We start from the raw sequence: 15,798 nt of genomic DNA, 5'->3' as shown, positions 1-15,798 counted from the left end.
CTCTATTGATTATTGTTCTCTGTCATTATGCTGATGTGAGCCCGGTTCTTATGGCGTAACAAAGACAGGCCCATCCGATACGAATGAACATCTGGCCCTTACTTCGATCGACCGCGTCCGGTCTGATCTGCCTCTTTTCCAGAAGCGCTTGTTGACTTTGGAGGCGTCCTCACATTCAGAAAATTGCCCGAGAATTCGGGATCCGCCCGTCATCCTCTTCTAACGGCATTCTGCCATGCTGGGCCGAGTTCGAATACTTGGAGATTAACAAGGTTTTGTCAATCAGGAAAATTCGGGTTGGGAGTGCGGGGCGGAAAGTGCGCTTGGGAAATACAACTGAATTGCCGATGGGCGTCCTAACGCCCGCTTTTTCGGAGATAATATAATAGCTCTCCCGCGTTGCCTCGCGTCGGTTTCGCTTGCTGATCGCCGCTTAGCGACAGATATAGAGGGCCGATGAGCGATGACCTGAAAACAGCCAGACGTCGGAAGCCTGGCGTCTATTCGCGCGGAGCCGAGACGGTAGACGCGATCCTCAAGGCTGCGTTGCATGTGTTGGTGGAGGAAGGCGCGGGCGCCTTTACGCTTCAGCGCATCGCTACGGAATGCGGTTTGAAGGTGGGGCATGTGAACCACCATTTCCCCCGCAAGGAAATGCTGGTCGAGGTTCTGCTGGACGAGATCCTGCTTGCCGGTGAACAGCAGGTCAAATGGGCTATGGAGCAGCCTTATTTCCTCGCTGAGGACGGGTTGGCCCGGCTGATCGCGCACATTCTGGATGATGTCAGCACGAAGCAGACGGCGCATCTGTTCACTGAGCTTTGGGCGATGGCGAACCACAATCAGGTCGTGGCTGACCGGCTGGAAGCGCTGCATCGCCATGTTCACCGCGTGATTGCGGGAATGGTTGAGCAACTGAATCCGGCATTAAGTCATGATGACGCCGCGGTGGTCGCCATATTCATCTACGGTGCGGTCGATGGCATGACCATGTTTTCAGGCTATAACCGGCCGTGGGCGTCCTGCATGCCCGGCGTGAAGAATATTGCGATCAAGGGTCTGGTCGACCTCGCCAAGACAATCACGCCGGCGGAAATAGCGAATCTGCCTCCCGCTCCGATCAAGTCCCGAAATATATAAACCGACGGGAGACCGCGGTATAAGCAGGAAGGTCAGGCGGGGTTTTTCAACGCCTTGCCCCTGCTTGCGCGCGCGAAACCGGTCTATCTCAAAAAATCGCCATTGACAAAACTTGGTGATTACCAAATATTCTCGTCATGCTTTTGCGGCAGAGCACCGCCTGTTGTGGAATAACCAACTTATAGCATGAACCCGAAGCGGACATTGAATTCGCGCGGTTGACTTGCTGCATGTTGGATCATCCGGATTGCCAAACCAAAAGTGGAAAGTTGGAGGCAAGATGATCCGAAGAAAAATGTTTCGGGCAATATAATCATTGTCCGCATTAAAATAAAATCGAGAGGTGATATGGGTATTCAGGACAAGCTGGACCGGGCGCAATATACGGTGTCCGTTGAGGACTATGCGACAGGCATTGCGGATCGTCTCAAGTTCTTGGTCGAGACCGACGCACAGGTTTCTGGTGCGCTTCCGGACCCTCTGATCAACACGGCCAAGCGTGTCAGCGGTATGGGTTTTGCGCGGATCGTGGCGACCTGCATGGAGGGTTATGCCGATCGTGCGGCGTTGGCCGAGCGGGCGGTGGCGTTGAAGGTCGATCCGGCAACGGGCCGTGCCACGCGTGAGATCCAGAAGCATTTTGAGACCACGAGCTATGCCACGCTCTGGGAGCGGGCGCGGCATCTGGCGGCCTTTTGGCATGACGATGCCGGGCAGCCGCTCAAGGCCGACGATTTCCTGTGCATCTTGGCCTTTGGCAGTGTGGATTTCGTCACGGTTGATCTTGCGGGCATTCACAATGGCGCCGTCCTTGTTCCGCTCCAGGCCAATGGGGCGCTGCAACAGTCGCTGTCCATCTTCAACGAGGTGGCGCCCAGCTGGCTGGCCGTCAGCCAGGAATATATCGAGACTGCGGTCCAACTGGTCATCCAGGGCCATCGCCCGCGCGGATTGCTGTTGTTCGACTATCATCCGCAGGTCGATGACGAGCGCGAGCGGTTCGAAGCGGCCCAGGCGAAGCTTGCCGAGGCGGGGCTCGCGCATCTGCTGGTCACGCTGGACGAGGCCCTGGCAAAGGGCAGGGCCCTGCCGCCCGCGTCTTTGTTCGAGAAGGCCGATGGCGAGCGGCTGAGCACCATCTACTATACGTCGGGCAGCACCGGCCTGCCCAAGGGCGCGATGCTGCCTGAGCGGATGATCAAGCAGTTGTGGCTGGTCGATTCCCCCATGCCGATGATCAACCTCATCTACATGCCGATGAACCATACATCGGGGCGCAGCATCGTCTTCTCGCTGCTCGGCCTTGGCGGGATCGGCTATTTCACGGGTAAGAAGGACCTGTCGGAACTGTTCGACGACCTGCGCATCTGCCGCCCAACCTACATGATGCTGGTGCCGCGCGTGTGCGAGATGATTTACCAGCATTATCAGGTCGCGCTGGAACGGCGCTCCGTGCCCAGCGCGGACATGGATGCGGTCAAGGCCGAGCTGCTGCGCGAGACGCGCGACGTGGTCCTGGGCGGGCGGTTGCTGGTCGCGTCCTTCGCCTCGGCCCCGCTTGCCCCTGAAGTGTTGCAGTTCATGGAAGAGTGCCTGGGCTACAAGCTTGGCAATAATTATGGCGCGACCGAAGTCGCCGCCGTCCTGGCCGACAACCGCATCCAGCGCCCGCCGGTCCTGGACTATAAGCTCGATGACGTACCTGAGCTTGGCTACTTCAGGACCGACAAGCCCTATCCGCGCGGCGAGCTGCGCATCAAGACGTCGAGCATCATGCTGGGCTATTACAAGCGCCCCGATGCCACCGCCGCGGTGTTCGACGAGGAAGGCTATTACAAGACCGGCGACATCATGCAGGAAATCGCGCCAGACCATCTGGTCTATGTCGATCGCCGCAACAATGTGCTCAAGCTCGCCCAGGGCGAGTTCGTCGCGATCGCCCGGCTGGAGGCGATCTTCACCAATGGCGATCCGCTGATCAAGCAGGTCTATCTCTACGGAACCAGCGAGCGCGCCTTCCTGGTCGGCGTGTTCGTGCCCAATGAAGCGACGCTCCAGCAGATGGGCATCGCTGATGATCCGACCGCGATCAAACATGCCTTGCGCGAGGCGATCCAAACCATAGCGCGCGCCGAACAGCTGCAACCCTATGAGGTGCCGCGCGACTTCATCGTTGAGCAGGAACCCTTCAGTGCCGAAAACGGCCTGCTGGCAGGCATCGGCAAATATCAGCGGCCCAAGTTCAAGGAGCGCTACACTGCGGCGCTCGAAGCGGTCTACGACCGGATCGCGGCCAGTCAGCAGGATGAACTTGAGACGCTGCGCCGGAAAGGCAAGGACCTGCCGGTGCTGGAAACGGTCGCCCGCGCGCTCAAGGCGACGCTGGGCCTTGAGGATGTCGACCTGTCGAAGCGGATGAGCTTTGCAGACCTTGGGGGCGACTCTCTTTCGGCGGTGTCCTGTTCCTTGCTGCTTGAAGAAGTGTATGGCGTGGATGTACCGGTCTCGGTCATCAACAGTCCTGCCGGAAGCATGCACGATGTCGCCCAGTTCATCGAACGGGGGCGAAGCGGCGGTGCCAAGGGGCCGACCTTTGCTTCAGTGCATGGGCCGGGAGCCAAGGAGATCCGCGCAAGCGACCTGACCTTGGATCGCTTCATCGACGGCGCCGTGCTGGAGGCGGCGCGGGACGCTCTGCCGCCTGCGAGCGACGTCCGAACAGTGTTCCTCACCGGCGCGAACGGCTATCTGGGGCGGTTCCTCTGCCTGGAATGGCTAGAGCGCATGGTAGCGGTGGGTGGTAAGCTGCTGTGCATTGCCCGTGGCCAGGATGGCGAGGCTGCACGCCAGCGCATCGCCGCGGTGTTCAACAGCGATCCGCAACTCAAAAGCCGCTTTGACCAGCTTGCCAAGGATCATTTGGAAGTTCTGGCAGGCGACCTAGGTGAACCGCAGCTTGGCCTTGCCGACGTCGATTGGGAAAGGCTAGCGCAAAGCGTCGACCTGATCGTCCATCCGGCCGCGCTGGTGAACCATGTCCTGCCTTATCAGCAGCTGTTCGGCCCCAATGTGGTCGGCACGGCCGAGATTATCCGCCTCGCGATCACGCACCGGCTAAAGCCCATCAACAATGTCTCAACCATCGCAGCGGCGCATACGCCGGAGGGCGCGATGATCGACGAGGATGCCGATGTCCGCACGACATCCCCGGTCCGCCCGCTGTCGAGCGAAGGCTATGCCGACGGCTATGCCAACAGCAAATGGGCCGCAGAGGTGTTGTTGCGCGATGCGCATGACCGCTTCGGCTTGCCGGTCGCGACCTTCCGCTCCGACATGATCCTGGCGCACAGCCGCTACGAGGGGCAGCTCAATGTCCCCGACATGTTCACCCGCCTCATCATGAGCATCGTGGCGACGGGGCTGGCGCCGCGATCCTTCTACAGGGGTACGGCAAAGCCCCATTATCCAGGACTACCGGTGGACTTCACGGCTGAGGCCATCGCTGGCCTGGGCGCGAGGGCGACGAGCGGCTACCGCACCTACCATGTCATCAACTCCCATGATGACGGCATCTCGCTCGATAGCTTCGTCGACTGGATTGATGCGGCGGGATATCCGGTACAGCGGATAGAGGACTATGCCGACTGGCTGGACCGCTTCGGCACGGCGCTGCGCGCGCTGCCCGACGGCATAAGGCAGCAAAGCTCCCTGCCGCTGCTGCACCAGCTGCAATATCAAATGCCCGGTGAGTTCGGGACGTCGGTTCCTTCGGCACGCTTCCGTGCCGACGTGATCGCGCATGAGGTGAGCGCGGCGAAGGATGTGCCCCACCTGTCTCGCCCTCTTATCGTCAAATATCTGGCCGACCTTTCGCGGCTTGGCCTCATCCAGGGACAATAGACAAAGCCATGACCAACGTGACCAAAGCCTATGCAGCCCAGGGCGCAGACACCGATCTGGAGCCCTTCTCCTTCACCCGCCGGGACCTGCGTGCCGACGACGTGGCGATCGACATCCTCTATTGCGGCGTGTGCCATTCCGATCTCCACCACGCCCGCAACCATGCCGGTTACACCATCTATCCCACCGTTCCTGGCCATGAAATCGTCGGCCGGGTAACGGCGGTCGGCAGCGAGGTCAGCAAGTTCCAGCCCGGCGACATGGTGGGGGTCGGCTGCTATGTGGATTCCTGCCAGAAATGCAAGCCATGCCATGGGGGCGAAGAGCCCTATTGCGTGGAATATGCAACGCCGACCTACGGGTTCATGGATCGGCATGACGGCACGCCATCCTATGGCGGCTATTCTGAAAATATCATCGTATCGGACAAGTTCACGGTGCGCATTCCCGAGGGCATGGACGCCAAATCCGCAGCGCCGCTGCTGTGCGCGGGTATCACCACTTACTCGCCGCTGCGCCACTGGAAGGTCGGCCCGGGGCACAAGGTGGCGGTGGTGGGCCTGGGCGGCCTCGGCCATATGGGGCTCAAGTTCGCCAAGGCGATGGGCGCGGAGGTGACCCTGTTCACCCGCAGCCCGGACAAGGAGCAGGAAGCGCGGCGCCTGGGCGCTGACCATGTCGTACTCTCCACCGACGAGGCGCAGATGGCGGCAGCAGCCAACAGCTTCGACTATATCCTCGACACCGTTCCCAACGCGCACGACGTCAATCCCTATGTCGCCACCCTGGCGTGGAACGGCACGCTCATCCTCCTGGGACTGCTCGGGGCGATCGACCCGCCGCTCCACAACGTGCCGCTGATGATGGGCCGCAAGTCCGTCGCCAGCTCCAATGTCGGCGGCATCGCGGAAACCCAGGAGATGCTCGACTTCTGCGCCGCCAATGGCATCACCTGCGATGTCGAGATGATCGACATCCAGGACATCAACGCCGCCTATGAACGTATGAAAAAGGGCGACGTCCACTACCGCTTCGTCATCGATAACGCATCGCTGCGGAAATCATAAAGGAAGGGGTCGTCGATAACGTATCAGCGCGCTGGGCTTGGTCCGGCGGGCACGTTCGACTTCTCGCTATACATTCATCGGGGATCGCCACGATATGAGCAGCCTTGCGCAGCGCCGCGCCGCCGCAGACCCGGACAGACGCAAAGCGCGCAGGATGCTTGTTCGCGCGTTCCTTGCGCAGAATGTGGCTACAGGCTCCGCATTTGGTGGGTTCGCCGTCAGCATATTAGCGATCCAGGACCGTTTCGATACGACGCGGGGCATGGCCGCGATGGTTCTTGCGCTGACCGTGCTGGCGATGAGCGGGCTGGGACCGCTTGTCGCAGGATTGATTTCCCGGATCGGCCTGCGCAGCACGATGATGCTCGGCCTTGCGCTGTCGGTGACAGGCTATGTTCTGCTTGCCCTTGTTCAGTCGATTGAAGCCACGCTTGTCATTTGCACCCTGGCAATTGGTCCGGGCGCTTCGCTGCTCGGAGGTCTGCCGCCTAGTATTCTTGCGGGCAACTGGCATCCGCACGCGCGTGGGCGGGCGGTCGGGATCGCCTATATTCCGCTGTTCGTGACGGTGATCCCGTTGCTTGGCTTGATGATCATGCAGCGATTTGGGCTGCCGGCGATGTTCCTCGCGCTGGCGGGGCTGCACATTTGTCTTCTGCCGGTGCTGCTGGGGGTTTCGGAGCCGCCTGAATGCGCGCAACCAGAACATGTGGCCGTAAATCCGGCTTCAAGGCCTGCTATTCTGTCGCAGCCATTATTTTGGGCGATTTTGGTTGGCGAAGGGGTACTTCAGGCAAGCACCATCACCGGTTCGGCACATATTGTCGCCATAGCGACCGAATATGGCGTGGCCGCCTCCTCCGCGGCGCTGCTCCTGTCCATCAAGGGTTTAGCGAGCATCATTGGGTCCATCCTGGCAGGACTGGCTTGCGATAAACTCAGAGCCGCGCGAACGCTGATCATTGCAGGTGCAGGATTGGCCGTCAGCTGGATAATAATTTCGGCGAGCGATTGGTTTTCCGGATTGGCTCTCGCCATGATCATCATGGGCATTTCTGGCGCTGCCATTTTTCCACTCGTTACCGTTCTTGTTGCCCAGATATTCGGGACCGCAGCCTTCCCCCGGGTCCTAGGATTTCTAGGAGCATTCACGCTGCCGTTCACGTTCGGCGCTCCAGTTGCCGGATGGCTCCGCGACGCCACTCGCAGCTACCATTTGGCGATGCTCCTGTTGGTGGCAGCATCTTTTGGCGCGGCCACGATATTCACCTGGATCGACCGGACAACTAGCGGCCGCCAAACCTTAGCGGCATGAAGATCTTGGTATCCTGTTCGCCGGGGGTCTGTGCGCGCTTTCACATGACCTCGGTTGGAAAAAACCAAGTACATTACGCTTCGTCGTTGCGGCGCCAGTTAACCCGCGTCGGTGGCGACATCCGATAGCCCGTGAACCTCTGCGGGGGTGATCGTCTTCGCCAGACTTACCAGGAACTTGACAGCTATGGCCTTGATTTGAGGCATCGCGCTGTTCCATGGCTTACCATATCCCGCCAGCATCGTTGCTCCCTCGATTGAGGCGCTGATGTATACCGATACGATCTCCACCTCGTCGGGCGACAGAGTGGGGTTAAGTTCCGCTACAAACGTCCCGATGAGGCCATGGACATACCGGTATACCAATTCAACCCGTTCCGCCACGAACTCATTATGATTGGCCATTGCCCACAGTTCTGTGAACAGGTGCGTCATCCTCTTTGTCTGGATCTCCTCCAGACTCCCTCCGATAACGAGCGCAAGCGCCTCGTCTGCAGGCATTCCTGTATTGGTGATATTTCTTCTGATCTCGCCCTCGCTAGGGCTGAGAAGTTCTTCAAGAAGAACCTGCACTAGCATTTCTTTGCGTGGAAAATGTCGGCTTACATTTCCCACCTGCATGCCGCATTCCGAAGCGATCCGCCGGAGAGTGAATGCCGCTGCGCCTTCCTCTATCAGTACGTGCGAAGCCGCTTTCAAAATTGCATCGACGGTGTCGGAACCGCGGGAATATACGCCAGGACGGGTCGGAGCTGGGAGTTTCGTGGTCTTCGGCTTCTGTTTGGTCATGCTGCATCCGTACGCATGAATTCGGCGCGAGGAAAGATACCTGAACCTGTATGCGGCCGATGATCCTGGAGCGATAACGAACCCATCCTGCTTCTCAGCCGCGAGGGCGCAGCGATCTCGTGGCTACCTGGAGAGGTTGGCCCCGAGTATAGCGTGGACGCCGTCCGCCGCTTTCATGGGATTAGCGTTGCGGGCGAGCATACCGCAGCCGGCGATCGGGTGCGATCAACCACTGAGATGATCGCCATCGCCTAGTCAGAATTCGCGCAGTATCTCCCGCAGTGTGGTGCCGCGGTATTCGGTGCGAACAGCGCCGGCCCGTTGCAACGTGGGAATGACGCCATTCACCAGATCCGGGAGTTGACGATTATAGCCCGATCCTTCGATCAGGAAACCATCGCCGCCCACTTCGTCCATGACCGCCATCATCTTTTCGGCCACTTGATCGGCGGTGCCGCTGAAATCCATTCCGCTCGCGCCCTTGCCGACGGAGAACAGGTCGCGGAGGGACTTTCCTTCTTCCCTGCCCGCCTTCTTCATGAAGTCGAGTGCGCTGGTGTGGCCGCCTGCGACGATGTCCTGTGGCACGGGCGCATCCACATCATATTGCGAAAAGTCGACATCTAACGAGGATGAGGCCATTACAATATTATGTTCGAACGAAGCCTGCTTCTCCGCTTCGGTCATTTCGGGTCGCCCTTCACCTTCGGGATAGATGTCGACAGGCGTTAGGAATAAGACTTTGATGTCGTCGGGATTGCGCCCCTGTTTTTCGGCGCGATTGCGGATGTCCTCGCGATAGGCCTTCATGCCGGGTACGCCACCGGTCATCATCCCCAAGACGACCTCGGCATTTTTGGATGAAAATTGGCGTCCGCGCTCGGAGGCTCCCGCCTGTGCGAGGACGGGATAGCCCTGGGGCGATCGCAAGGTGTTCAGCGGACCGCGCGACCGGTAGTGCTTGCCCTCGAAATTGACGGTGCGCACTTTCCTGTGATCGACATAGACGCCGGTTTCAGTGTCAGCGACAAGCGCGCCTTCTTCCCACGAGTCCCACAGCTGCTTGACCAGATCGACGAATTCGTCGGCCATGTCATAGCGCTCGACCGGCGGCGGCATCTTGTCCATGCCAAAGTTCAGGGCGGCGTTCCGCTCGCTCGAGGTCACCATGTTCCAGCCTGCTCGCCCCTTCGTTAGCGAGTCGATGGTGGAAAGCAGGCGGGCGAGCAGATATGGCGGATAGAAGGTGGTCGACGCCGTCGCGATCAGGCCGATATGCGACGTTTCCTGCGCCATCACCGGCAGTAGCGGCAGCGGATCGAGCTTGGGCGAGAGCGTCGCATTCTTGAGGTCCAGCTCCATAGAGTCTGCGTAGCGATCTCCGACGATCAAGCTGTCTTCGAAAAAGACGAAGTCGAACTTCGCTGCCTCCAGAATCTTAGCCAGTTCCTTATGGTAGGACCCGTCCGCCCATTGCGATCCGAACTCCTTGCCGTCACCCGGCCATGACGTGGCTCCGAATTTGGTGAAATAGCCCAGGTGGAATTTGGTGTGTGCCATCGCTCGAACCTCTCTTGTGATCTTGCAGGGATGATAGTTGACGAACATCAACTATTGCAAGAGTGAAGGCGTAAAATTGTGAACCGGCGTAGTGCGCAAGTCAGCCTGGGTCCGCGGGCGACAGATAGCCGCCACACACATCCGGTTCGGCCGCTCCCCTCCGCGCAAGGTATCGGCTGATCCCAAAGAACGCCGCCGCTGCCAGCAGGCAGGAAGCGATCAGCGTTGCGAACGCCGGTTCATAATTGCCCCATAGGTCATGCAACCATCCTGCCACCGGCGACATGACGAAGGTGAAGGGCAGCGTCATAATGCCTAGCAGCCCCAGAACCTTAGGAAGCGCGTCTATGCTGAAGATCTGGACTATAAGGGCGCTGATCGGCGGGAACACCGACGCTCCGCAAAATCCGATCAGGAATGACGCCCCCGTCAGGATCGGCAACCATCCCGTGATTGCAATCAGCGTCCAGGCGAGAGCAAACCCCATGGCAGCTAGGGCAAGCGTGGTGGCAGGGCCAACTCGGTCGCAGGCATAGCCCGCCACCAGCGATCCGATGATGCTGGCCACGCCGGATGAGGAAAGGAGCATGGCGCCCGTCTCCAGCGTAACGCCATATTCCTTAATGACCGGCAGCATGTGGGCCGATCCCGCGATAGCCGTGCCGTTCAATATGCCATCGCCCATTACGATCACCCAGAAGAGCATGCTGCCCAGAATGACGACCTTGGCCGACCCTGTAGGCGACGCGGCCGTCTCCTGCTCCTCCAGAAGCTCTTCGGGCGGATCAGCGACGCCCAGCATGAGGGGCAGCAGCAGCAGGTGTATTGCGACGATCGACAGATAAAAGGCGGTCAGCCCATGCCGCTGGATGATGACCACGCCCAGCATCGGAAGGAAAGTGACCAGCAGGGGAAGGTAGGCGATGCCCATCACCTTTCCGCGGTCATGGGGATACCAGCCGCTCGCAAGGATAGCGGGAGGCAAGGCCGCGAAGAGCGCAGCACCCGGCCCGATCAGCAGTGCACAGGCGGCAAGCGCCAGCGCCATCGTCGGCGCGAAGGCCAGGGCGAGATATCCCAGCAGCGACATCGCCACGCCACTTGTCATAACGGACCTCAGGCCATAGCGGCTGATAAGGCCAGCCATCATCGGACCCAGGGCTGTCATGGACAGAACGGTTAGGGACAGCCCCATGGTGGCCGTTCCAAGGGACGCATGATATCTCTCCTGCGTCGCGAGGACGCTGACGCCCAGTCCACCGAACGCGCATCCCGTGCCGACATTCTGCGCGAGCATTGCCCGGACCAGCATGCCGCCGCGTCCTTGCCTGACCGGCTGGCCGGCCGCTATGGCTTCAGACATGCCTATGTTCCTGAGTAAGGCGGGTGCTGAACGCTCCTGCGAATGTGGCGAGCAGTGAGGATAAGGAGTGGCGGACGTTGTCTGTCATGAAAGATGCTCTCTCAACTCAGTAGAATAGTTGACAGATGACAACGTTTAGTCAAGCCTTTCGTTGCCTCGCCGCGAAAGCGCAACGGATTTTGGAGGATAGTGACTGACATGACGACACACCGGCAGACCGATACCGCCTTGGAGCCGATGTTCCTCCACCGCTGGTCGCCCCGTGCATTCGACGGATCGGACATGCGTGCGCAAGACTTGCGCACGATATTGGATGCGGGCCGCTGGGCGCCGTCATCCTTTAACTATCAGCCCTGGCGTTTCCTCTACGCAACCCGGAATGACGCGGAAAACTGGCAGCGTTTCCTCGAGCTCCTGATCCCGTTCAACGCCATCTGGGCAAAGGACGCGTCGGTCCTGCTGTTCATCCTGAGCGAAACGGCGATGGGCGCGCTGGACAAGCCGAGCCATTCGCACAGCTTCGATGCAGGCGCGGCCTGGGCCGGCATTGCGCTTCAGGCGCATTTGCTCGGCTATCACGCCCACGGAATCGTGGGGATCGACATGGAAAGGACCAGGACGGAGCTGGTGATTCCTGATGGTTTCAGGATCGAGGCGGCGGCGGCGATCGGACGTCGGGGCGATCCTGGCACGCTGCCAGAAAAGCTGCAGGCGCGCGAGGTGCCGAGCGATCGCAAGCCGCTGGACGAGATCGCCTACCCAGGCAGCTTCCGCGGCTGATGCAGGGGATGGGACAAGGGCCGGACGAACGACATCGCACCGGCAGGGCCATGATCCGGCAGGAGCAGGGAGGTTTCTAGAAGTTCACCCGGGTGGACATCGATCCGTCGATGACGATGTTCGCGCCGGTCGTGAAGCTCGACCAGGGGCTCGACAGGAACAGCGCCATCGCAGCGACATCGTTCGGCGCGCCCATCCTTCCGACCGGGATCATTGACTGCATCGCGTTGAAATAGTCGGGCTTCTCTACGCGCATCCGGCCGAAGCTGCCTTCCTCATCATAAATGAGGCCCGGGGATATGGAATTGAACCGGACCTTTTTGGGCGCATATTCCCGAGCAAATCCCTTTGTCAGGTTGGTAAGCGCAGCCTTCATCGCCGAATAGGCGCTGGGCGCGCCCACCTCGGTCGCCGCAATCGACGAAATGGCCAGGAACGATGCGTCGCCCTTTGCGGCGGCGGCAGCCTCTAGATAGGGGCAGACCGCCGCTGCGGCATTCACCGCGCCTATCAGGTCCGATTCAAAAGCCTTGCGCCATTCAGCCTCGCCATTGCCTTGCACCAGACTGCTGGCGTTGGCGATATGTCAATGCCGTGGAGGGCGGCAGCGGCCTCATGAATGAAGGTTTGCAAGCCTTGCGCATCAGCGATGTCAACCGCTGCTCCGAAGACCTCGACATTGTGCGCTTCCAGCTGCTTCACCACGCCTGCCACGCGATCCGCAGCACGGCCGCAAATCGCGACCTTTGCGCCCTCCGCCGCGAACAGTTTGGCCATGGCCCGGCCTATGCCGAGGGTAACGCCGGTGATGACGGCAGTCTTGCCTCTCGGTCCTAAATCCATGATCAGCCTCCGGCCTGCACCGCCTTTTAGAGGAGTTGGACCACCTCGATCAGATTGCCTTCAATGTCCTTCACGAAAGCAACCTTCACGCCATGGTCTGAACGGGATTGCACCGGCTCGATGAGTGTCGCCCCTGCTGACTGCGCCATTTCGACGAACCGATCGATGTCTGCGGCCACGAAGCCAAGGATCACGGCCTCGCTCGCAGACCTTGGCGCATCCAGGAACTTCGTCAGCGTGAAACGCCCGGTGCCCGGCGGATCGGAACGGAAATAGATTTCCTGGATGGGGCGACCGGCGATCTGGTCTTCGCCGCGCCCTTCCTCTTCCAGGCTGCATAACGTGGCATAAAAGCGCGCCATGCGGTCGGCGTTTTCAACGATCAACTTTGTAAAAGCCAGCGGGATCGCTCCACCTGAACCTGTGGACATATGCTCTATTCCTTGATGTGATGAACGGTCGATTGGGATGGATCAGCCACCGAGAGCATAGCGCAGGCGGAGGCCGTACATTCTGGGTTCGCCATACAAAGTGGCGTTGTAATATTGGGATGAATAGGTGTTGCTGTTGCTCACCCGATACAGCTTGTTGGTGAGGTTGGTGCCATAAAGACCAATGTCGACGCGGCTGCCGCCGACATTGTGCCAGTCGAGTGACAGGCTAAGCGTCCCGAATGCGGCCAATTTCTCGCCCGGCTTCATGCTGGCCGGAACGACCGTGGCTTCGGTGTGCTGCGAGGCAGTGTGCGCATAGTTGAGGAACATCGATATCGTGCCGAGGTTGCCGCCTAGCGGCCGCTCTGCCGATACATGCACGCTGTAGATGTAAGGCGAAACATATTGGAAGGGCAGGCAAGTTAGAACGGCCGTGCCGCCCGGATTGACGAGATTGCCAGTGCAATCCTGAACCGGGATGTTTGGCTGATAGTCGTAGCGCTTATATTTGGCGTCCGTGTAGCTGAACGTGCCGCCGACTTCGAGACCAGGGAAGGGGCGCAAGGACGCCTCCGCCTCGACGCCCTGTATTCTGGCGTTTGCCCTCAGGATCTGCGCGCCGCCAGCGCCGGTCGCGGGATTGAAGTCTCCCGTCGCGCGCTGAATATCGCGGTAGTTCAGATAGTAATAGGTTGCATTCAGGCGAAGAGGCATGTCGGCGATGCGCAGGTCCGACTTGAACCCTCCTTCATAAGAGGTGACATATTCCGGCGTGAAGGTGCGAGTGTTGTCAAACACCGCGTTCGCATTGACGCCGCCTGCCTTGTAACCGCGGCTGATCTTTCCATACAGCAGCAGCGCCCGCGACACTCTATAATCAAGGCCAATATTCCAGGTCGGTGCATTGGTTTTGAGCGTGGCTTCAAAGCCACATTGGCTCTGGTCAGCCACGATCGCGTTGGTGGCGAGGCAGAACGCGCCGCCGGGGAAAGCCAGGTAATAGTTGGATGAGCCGGTAATCCTGTCCCAGGTGTGGCGATATCCGCCTGTCAGTTTCAGCTTCTCCAGCGCGGGCGTGACCAGGCCGAGATCCAGCGTCGCCTGCGTGTAGAGCGCCTTTGACCGGTTGGCGATCACGTATCTGATGTCATAGCCGCTGCACGCGACATCGCTGCCGGTGAACGCGGCCGGGCAGAAGCCGACGGTGCCGGCGCCCTGCTCGCCAACTGGGCGCTGGTCGTAGAGGAATGCACCCGCCGTGAAGGTCAGCCGATTGTGGAAAAGATTGCCTTGCAGCTGTAGTTCTTCGGTGAAGACTTTCAGGTCGTCGCGGGGAATGCGTGCTGCGGTTGCGTTGAGATAGGTGATCGGTGTCCCATCCCCCGGCACGAACGCTTGGCCTAGAGCTGGATAATTGCGGGGATCGCCATCGTCAAACTGGAAAACTGTTGCGTCACTATCGATGCTGTAGTTGGTCCAGAATCGTTGGTAGCTGATGATATTCCGGACTGTAAGCTCATCCGTCAGGTCGAGCGTGGATGTATTGGTGATGCCCCAAGTCTTCGTCTTCTGAAAGGAAGCGACGCCGTGCGCGGTTTCGCGCGGACCCCGCGCGGCCGCTTCGGCAACCGAAGCGCGATACACGTCGCATGATGCTATTGCGCTGGGAATCGTCGGCCCTTCATAACAGAAAGGCGTGGGGTTTCCCGCAGCGTCGGTGAGCGACTGGAGCCCGGCAATGTTGATGTCCGTGCTGACAAGGCCGGTGCCATGCGTCCGGGAATAGGCACCATACGCCATGGTGTAGTTTTCGAAGTCCTCGGATGGCTTGAGCGTCAATCCTACACGTCCAGAATACCAATGCAGATTGTCGCGATCCGTGTTCCAGACCACATCGTGGGTATAGCCGTCGCGATCCTGATAGGCTCCGGCAACCCGCAGAAGGACCTTGTCCTCTATGACGGGAAGATTGAGCGCGCCCTCAAGCTCCCTGTTGTCGTAATTGCCGATCTTGGCCTGGACATATCCCTCAAAATCGTTCGTCGGCTTCCTCGGAACCAGCAGAACCGCGCCGCCGGTCGTGTTGCGCCCAAACAGCGTGCCCTGCGGGCCGTTGAGCACCTGAATATTTTCCAGGTCCACGAAATTGCCCGGCCCGCCTTGTTGCGGGAGCGAAATCGGGGCTGGGAGCGGCACTTCGTTCAGATAGACGACGACGCCGGGGGATGCCTGGAACGTCGCGCCCTGACCGCGGATCGTGAAGCTTTGCGCTTCGCGTGACGGATTGCCGTTATTGCCGACGACCAGCGACGGCACGGTTGCTTGAAGATCTTGCGCCTGCGTAACTCCCTGCTGCTGGAGTCGCTCGGGAGAGAAGGCGGTGATGGAGATCGGGACGTCCTGCGCCCGTTCATTGCGACGCTGCGCGGTCACGACGATTTCGTTGGCCGGTGATGGCGCGGCGGCATCGGCGGCAGATGATGGCGAAAGTTGAGCTTGGGCCGGACCGCCAATCCAGATCGCCGCCATCGCGGAAGTGGAAAGAAGAACACCATTCTGCACGGATCGTAGCATCGCAAAAATCCCCCTTGGTTTATGACTTAACCCT

At 59.8% G+C, this 15,798-nt stretch carries 12 protein-coding genes; 5 read left to right on the top strand and 7 right to left on the bottom strand.

Annotated elements, in window-relative coordinates; translation table 11 throughout:
* Window positions 1-456: 456 nt before the first annotated feature.
* The 4 genes from ACZ5Y5_RS07405 to ACZ5Y5_RS07390 all read left to right on the top strand — a co-directional run bounded on the left by ACZ5Y5_RS07405 (window position 457) and on the right by ACZ5Y5_RS07390 (window position 7,422).
* The gene (locus tag ACZ5Y5_RS07405) at window positions 457-1,140 is read left to right on the top strand and encodes a TetR/AcrR family transcriptional regulator (RefSeq protein WP_464808014.1); all 684 of its coding nucleotides are present in this window, start codon (window positions 457-459) and stop codon (window positions 1,138-1,140) included.
* 348 nt (window positions 1,141-1,488) lie between these two features.
* Window positions 1,489-5,040, top strand: a complete 3,552-nt coding sequence (gene car, locus ACZ5Y5_RS07400; protein WP_464808013.1) for a carboxylic acid reductase — start codon at window positions 1,489-1,491, stop codon at window positions 5,038-5,040.
* Between the two features lie 8 nt (window positions 5,041-5,048).
* A complete protein-coding gene (locus ACZ5Y5_RS07395) occupies window positions 5,049-6,107 on the top strand; it encodes an NAD(P)-dependent alcohol dehydrogenase (RefSeq protein ID WP_464808012.1) in 1,059 nt (352 codons plus the stop codon).
* A 94-nt stretch (window positions 6,108-6,201) separates the two neighbouring features.
* Window positions 6,202-7,422 (top strand): MFS transporter, encoded by a 1,221-nt coding sequence (locus ACZ5Y5_RS07390; protein ID WP_464808011.1) that lies wholly within the window; start codon window positions 6,202-6,204, stop codon window positions 7,420-7,422.
* Between the two features lie 98 nt (window positions 7,423-7,520).
* On the opposite strand, the gene ACZ5Y5_RS07385 is transcribed toward ACZ5Y5_RS07390, so the two are convergent.
* The 3 genes from ACZ5Y5_RS07385 to ACZ5Y5_RS07375 all read right to left on the bottom strand — a co-directional run bounded on the left by ACZ5Y5_RS07385 (window position 7,521) and on the right by ACZ5Y5_RS07375 (window position 11,133).
* The gene (locus ACZ5Y5_RS07385) at window positions 7,521-8,210 is read right to left on the bottom strand and encodes a TetR/AcrR family transcriptional regulator (protein WP_464808010.1); all 690 of its coding nucleotides are present in this window, start codon (window positions 8,208-8,210) and stop codon (window positions 7,521-7,523) included.
* 255 nt (window positions 8,211-8,465) lie between these two features.
* The gene (locus tag ACZ5Y5_RS07380; RefSeq protein WP_464808009.1) at window positions 8,466-9,770 is read right to left on the bottom strand and encodes an NtaA/DmoA family FMN-dependent monooxygenase; all 1,305 of its coding nucleotides are present in this window, start codon (window positions 9,768-9,770) and stop codon (window positions 8,466-8,468) included.
* A 100-nt stretch (window positions 9,771-9,870) separates the two neighbouring features.
* On the bottom strand, window positions 9,871-11,133 hold the full coding sequence (locus ACZ5Y5_RS07375; protein ID WP_464808008.1) for an MFS transporter: 1,263 nt from the start codon (window positions 11,131-11,133) through the stop codon (window positions 9,871-9,873).
* A 198-nt stretch (window positions 11,134-11,331) separates the two neighbouring features.
* Between ACZ5Y5_RS07375 and ACZ5Y5_RS07370 the strand changes: the two genes are divergently transcribed.
* On the top strand, window positions 11,332-11,913 hold the full coding sequence (locus ACZ5Y5_RS07370; protein WP_464808007.1) for a nitroreductase family protein: 582 nt from the start codon (window positions 11,332-11,334) through the stop codon (window positions 11,911-11,913).
* A gap of 76 nt (window positions 11,914-11,989) precedes the next feature.
* Here ACZ5Y5_RS07370 and ACZ5Y5_RS07365 read toward each other — a convergent pair whose 3' ends face one another.
* From ACZ5Y5_RS07365 to ACZ5Y5_RS07350, 4 genes are read right to left on the bottom strand one after another with little or no spacing between them, the layout of a single operon-like run.
* Window positions 11,990-12,475 (bottom strand): SDR family NAD(P)-dependent oxidoreductase, encoded by a 486-nt coding sequence (locus ACZ5Y5_RS07365; RefSeq protein ID WP_464808006.1) that lies wholly within the window; start codon window positions 12,473-12,475, stop codon window positions 11,990-11,992.
* Window positions 12,424-12,756 carry an SDR family NAD(P)-dependent oxidoreductase gene (locus tag ACZ5Y5_RS07360; RefSeq protein WP_464808005.1) on the bottom strand — a complete coding sequence of 111 codons (333 nt, stop codon included), beginning with the start codon at window positions 12,754-12,756 and terminating at the stop codon, window positions 12,424-12,426. Before ACZ5Y5_RS07360 ends, ACZ5Y5_RS07365 begins: the two co-directional genes overlap by 52 nt.
* A 26-nt stretch (window positions 12,757-12,782) precedes the next feature.
* Window positions 12,783-13,187, bottom strand: a complete 405-nt coding sequence (locus tag ACZ5Y5_RS07355) for a VOC family protein (protein WP_464808004.1) — start codon at window positions 13,185-13,187, stop codon at window positions 12,783-12,785.
* A 42-nt stretch (window positions 13,188-13,229) separates the two neighbouring features.
* On the bottom strand, window positions 13,230-15,764 hold the full coding sequence (locus ACZ5Y5_RS07350) for a TonB-dependent receptor (RefSeq protein WP_464808003.1): 2,535 nt from the start codon (window positions 15,762-15,764) through the stop codon (window positions 13,230-13,232).
* Window positions 15,765-15,798 lie beyond the last annotated feature (34 nt).

The organism is Sphingobium sp. TomTYG65, assembly GCF_055395525.1.
The sequence above is the reverse complement of the archived record's forward strand: the minus strand, read 5'-3'. Positions and strand labels throughout refer to the sequence as shown.

Coding starts and splice junctions, on each gene's coding strand:
- ACZ5Y5_RS07405 (WP_464808014.1), top strand. CDS start 457: ATGAGCGATGACCTGAAAACAGCCAGACGTCGGAAGCCTGGCGTCTAT.
- car (WP_464808013.1), top strand. CDS start 1,489: ATGGGTATTCAGGACAAGCTGGACCGGGCGCAATATACGGTGTCCGTT.
- ACZ5Y5_RS07395 (WP_464808012.1), top strand. CDS start 5,049: ATGACCAACGTGACCAAAGCCTATGCAGCCCAGGGCGCAGACACCGAT.
- ACZ5Y5_RS07390 (WP_464808011.1), top strand. CDS start 6,202: ATGAGCAGCCTTGCGCAGCGCCGCGCCGCCGCAGACCCGGACAGACGC.
- ACZ5Y5_RS07385 (WP_464808010.1), bottom strand. CDS start 8,210: ATGACCAAACAGAAGCCGAAGACCACGAAACTCCCAGCTCCGACCCGT.
- ACZ5Y5_RS07380 (WP_464808009.1), bottom strand. CDS start 9,770: ATGGCACACACCAAATTCCACCTGGGCTATTTCACCAAATTCGGAGCC.
- ACZ5Y5_RS07375 (WP_464808008.1), bottom strand. CDS start 11,133: ATGTCTGAAGCCATAGCGGCCGGCCAGCCGGTCAGGCAAGGACGCGGC.
- ACZ5Y5_RS07370 (WP_464808007.1), top strand. CDS start 11,332: ATGACGACACACCGGCAGACCGATACCGCCTTGGAGCCGATGTTCCTC.
- ACZ5Y5_RS07360 (WP_464808005.1), bottom strand. CDS start 12,756: ATGGATTTAGGACCGAGAGGCAAGACTGCCGTCATCACCGGCGTTACC.
- ACZ5Y5_RS07355 (WP_464808004.1), bottom strand. CDS start 13,187: ATGTCCACAGGTTCAGGTGGAGCGATCCCGCTGGCTTTTACAAAGTTG.
- ACZ5Y5_RS07350 (WP_464808003.1), bottom strand. CDS start 15,764: ATGCTACGATCCGTGCAGAATGGTGTTCTTCTTTCCACTTCCGCGATG.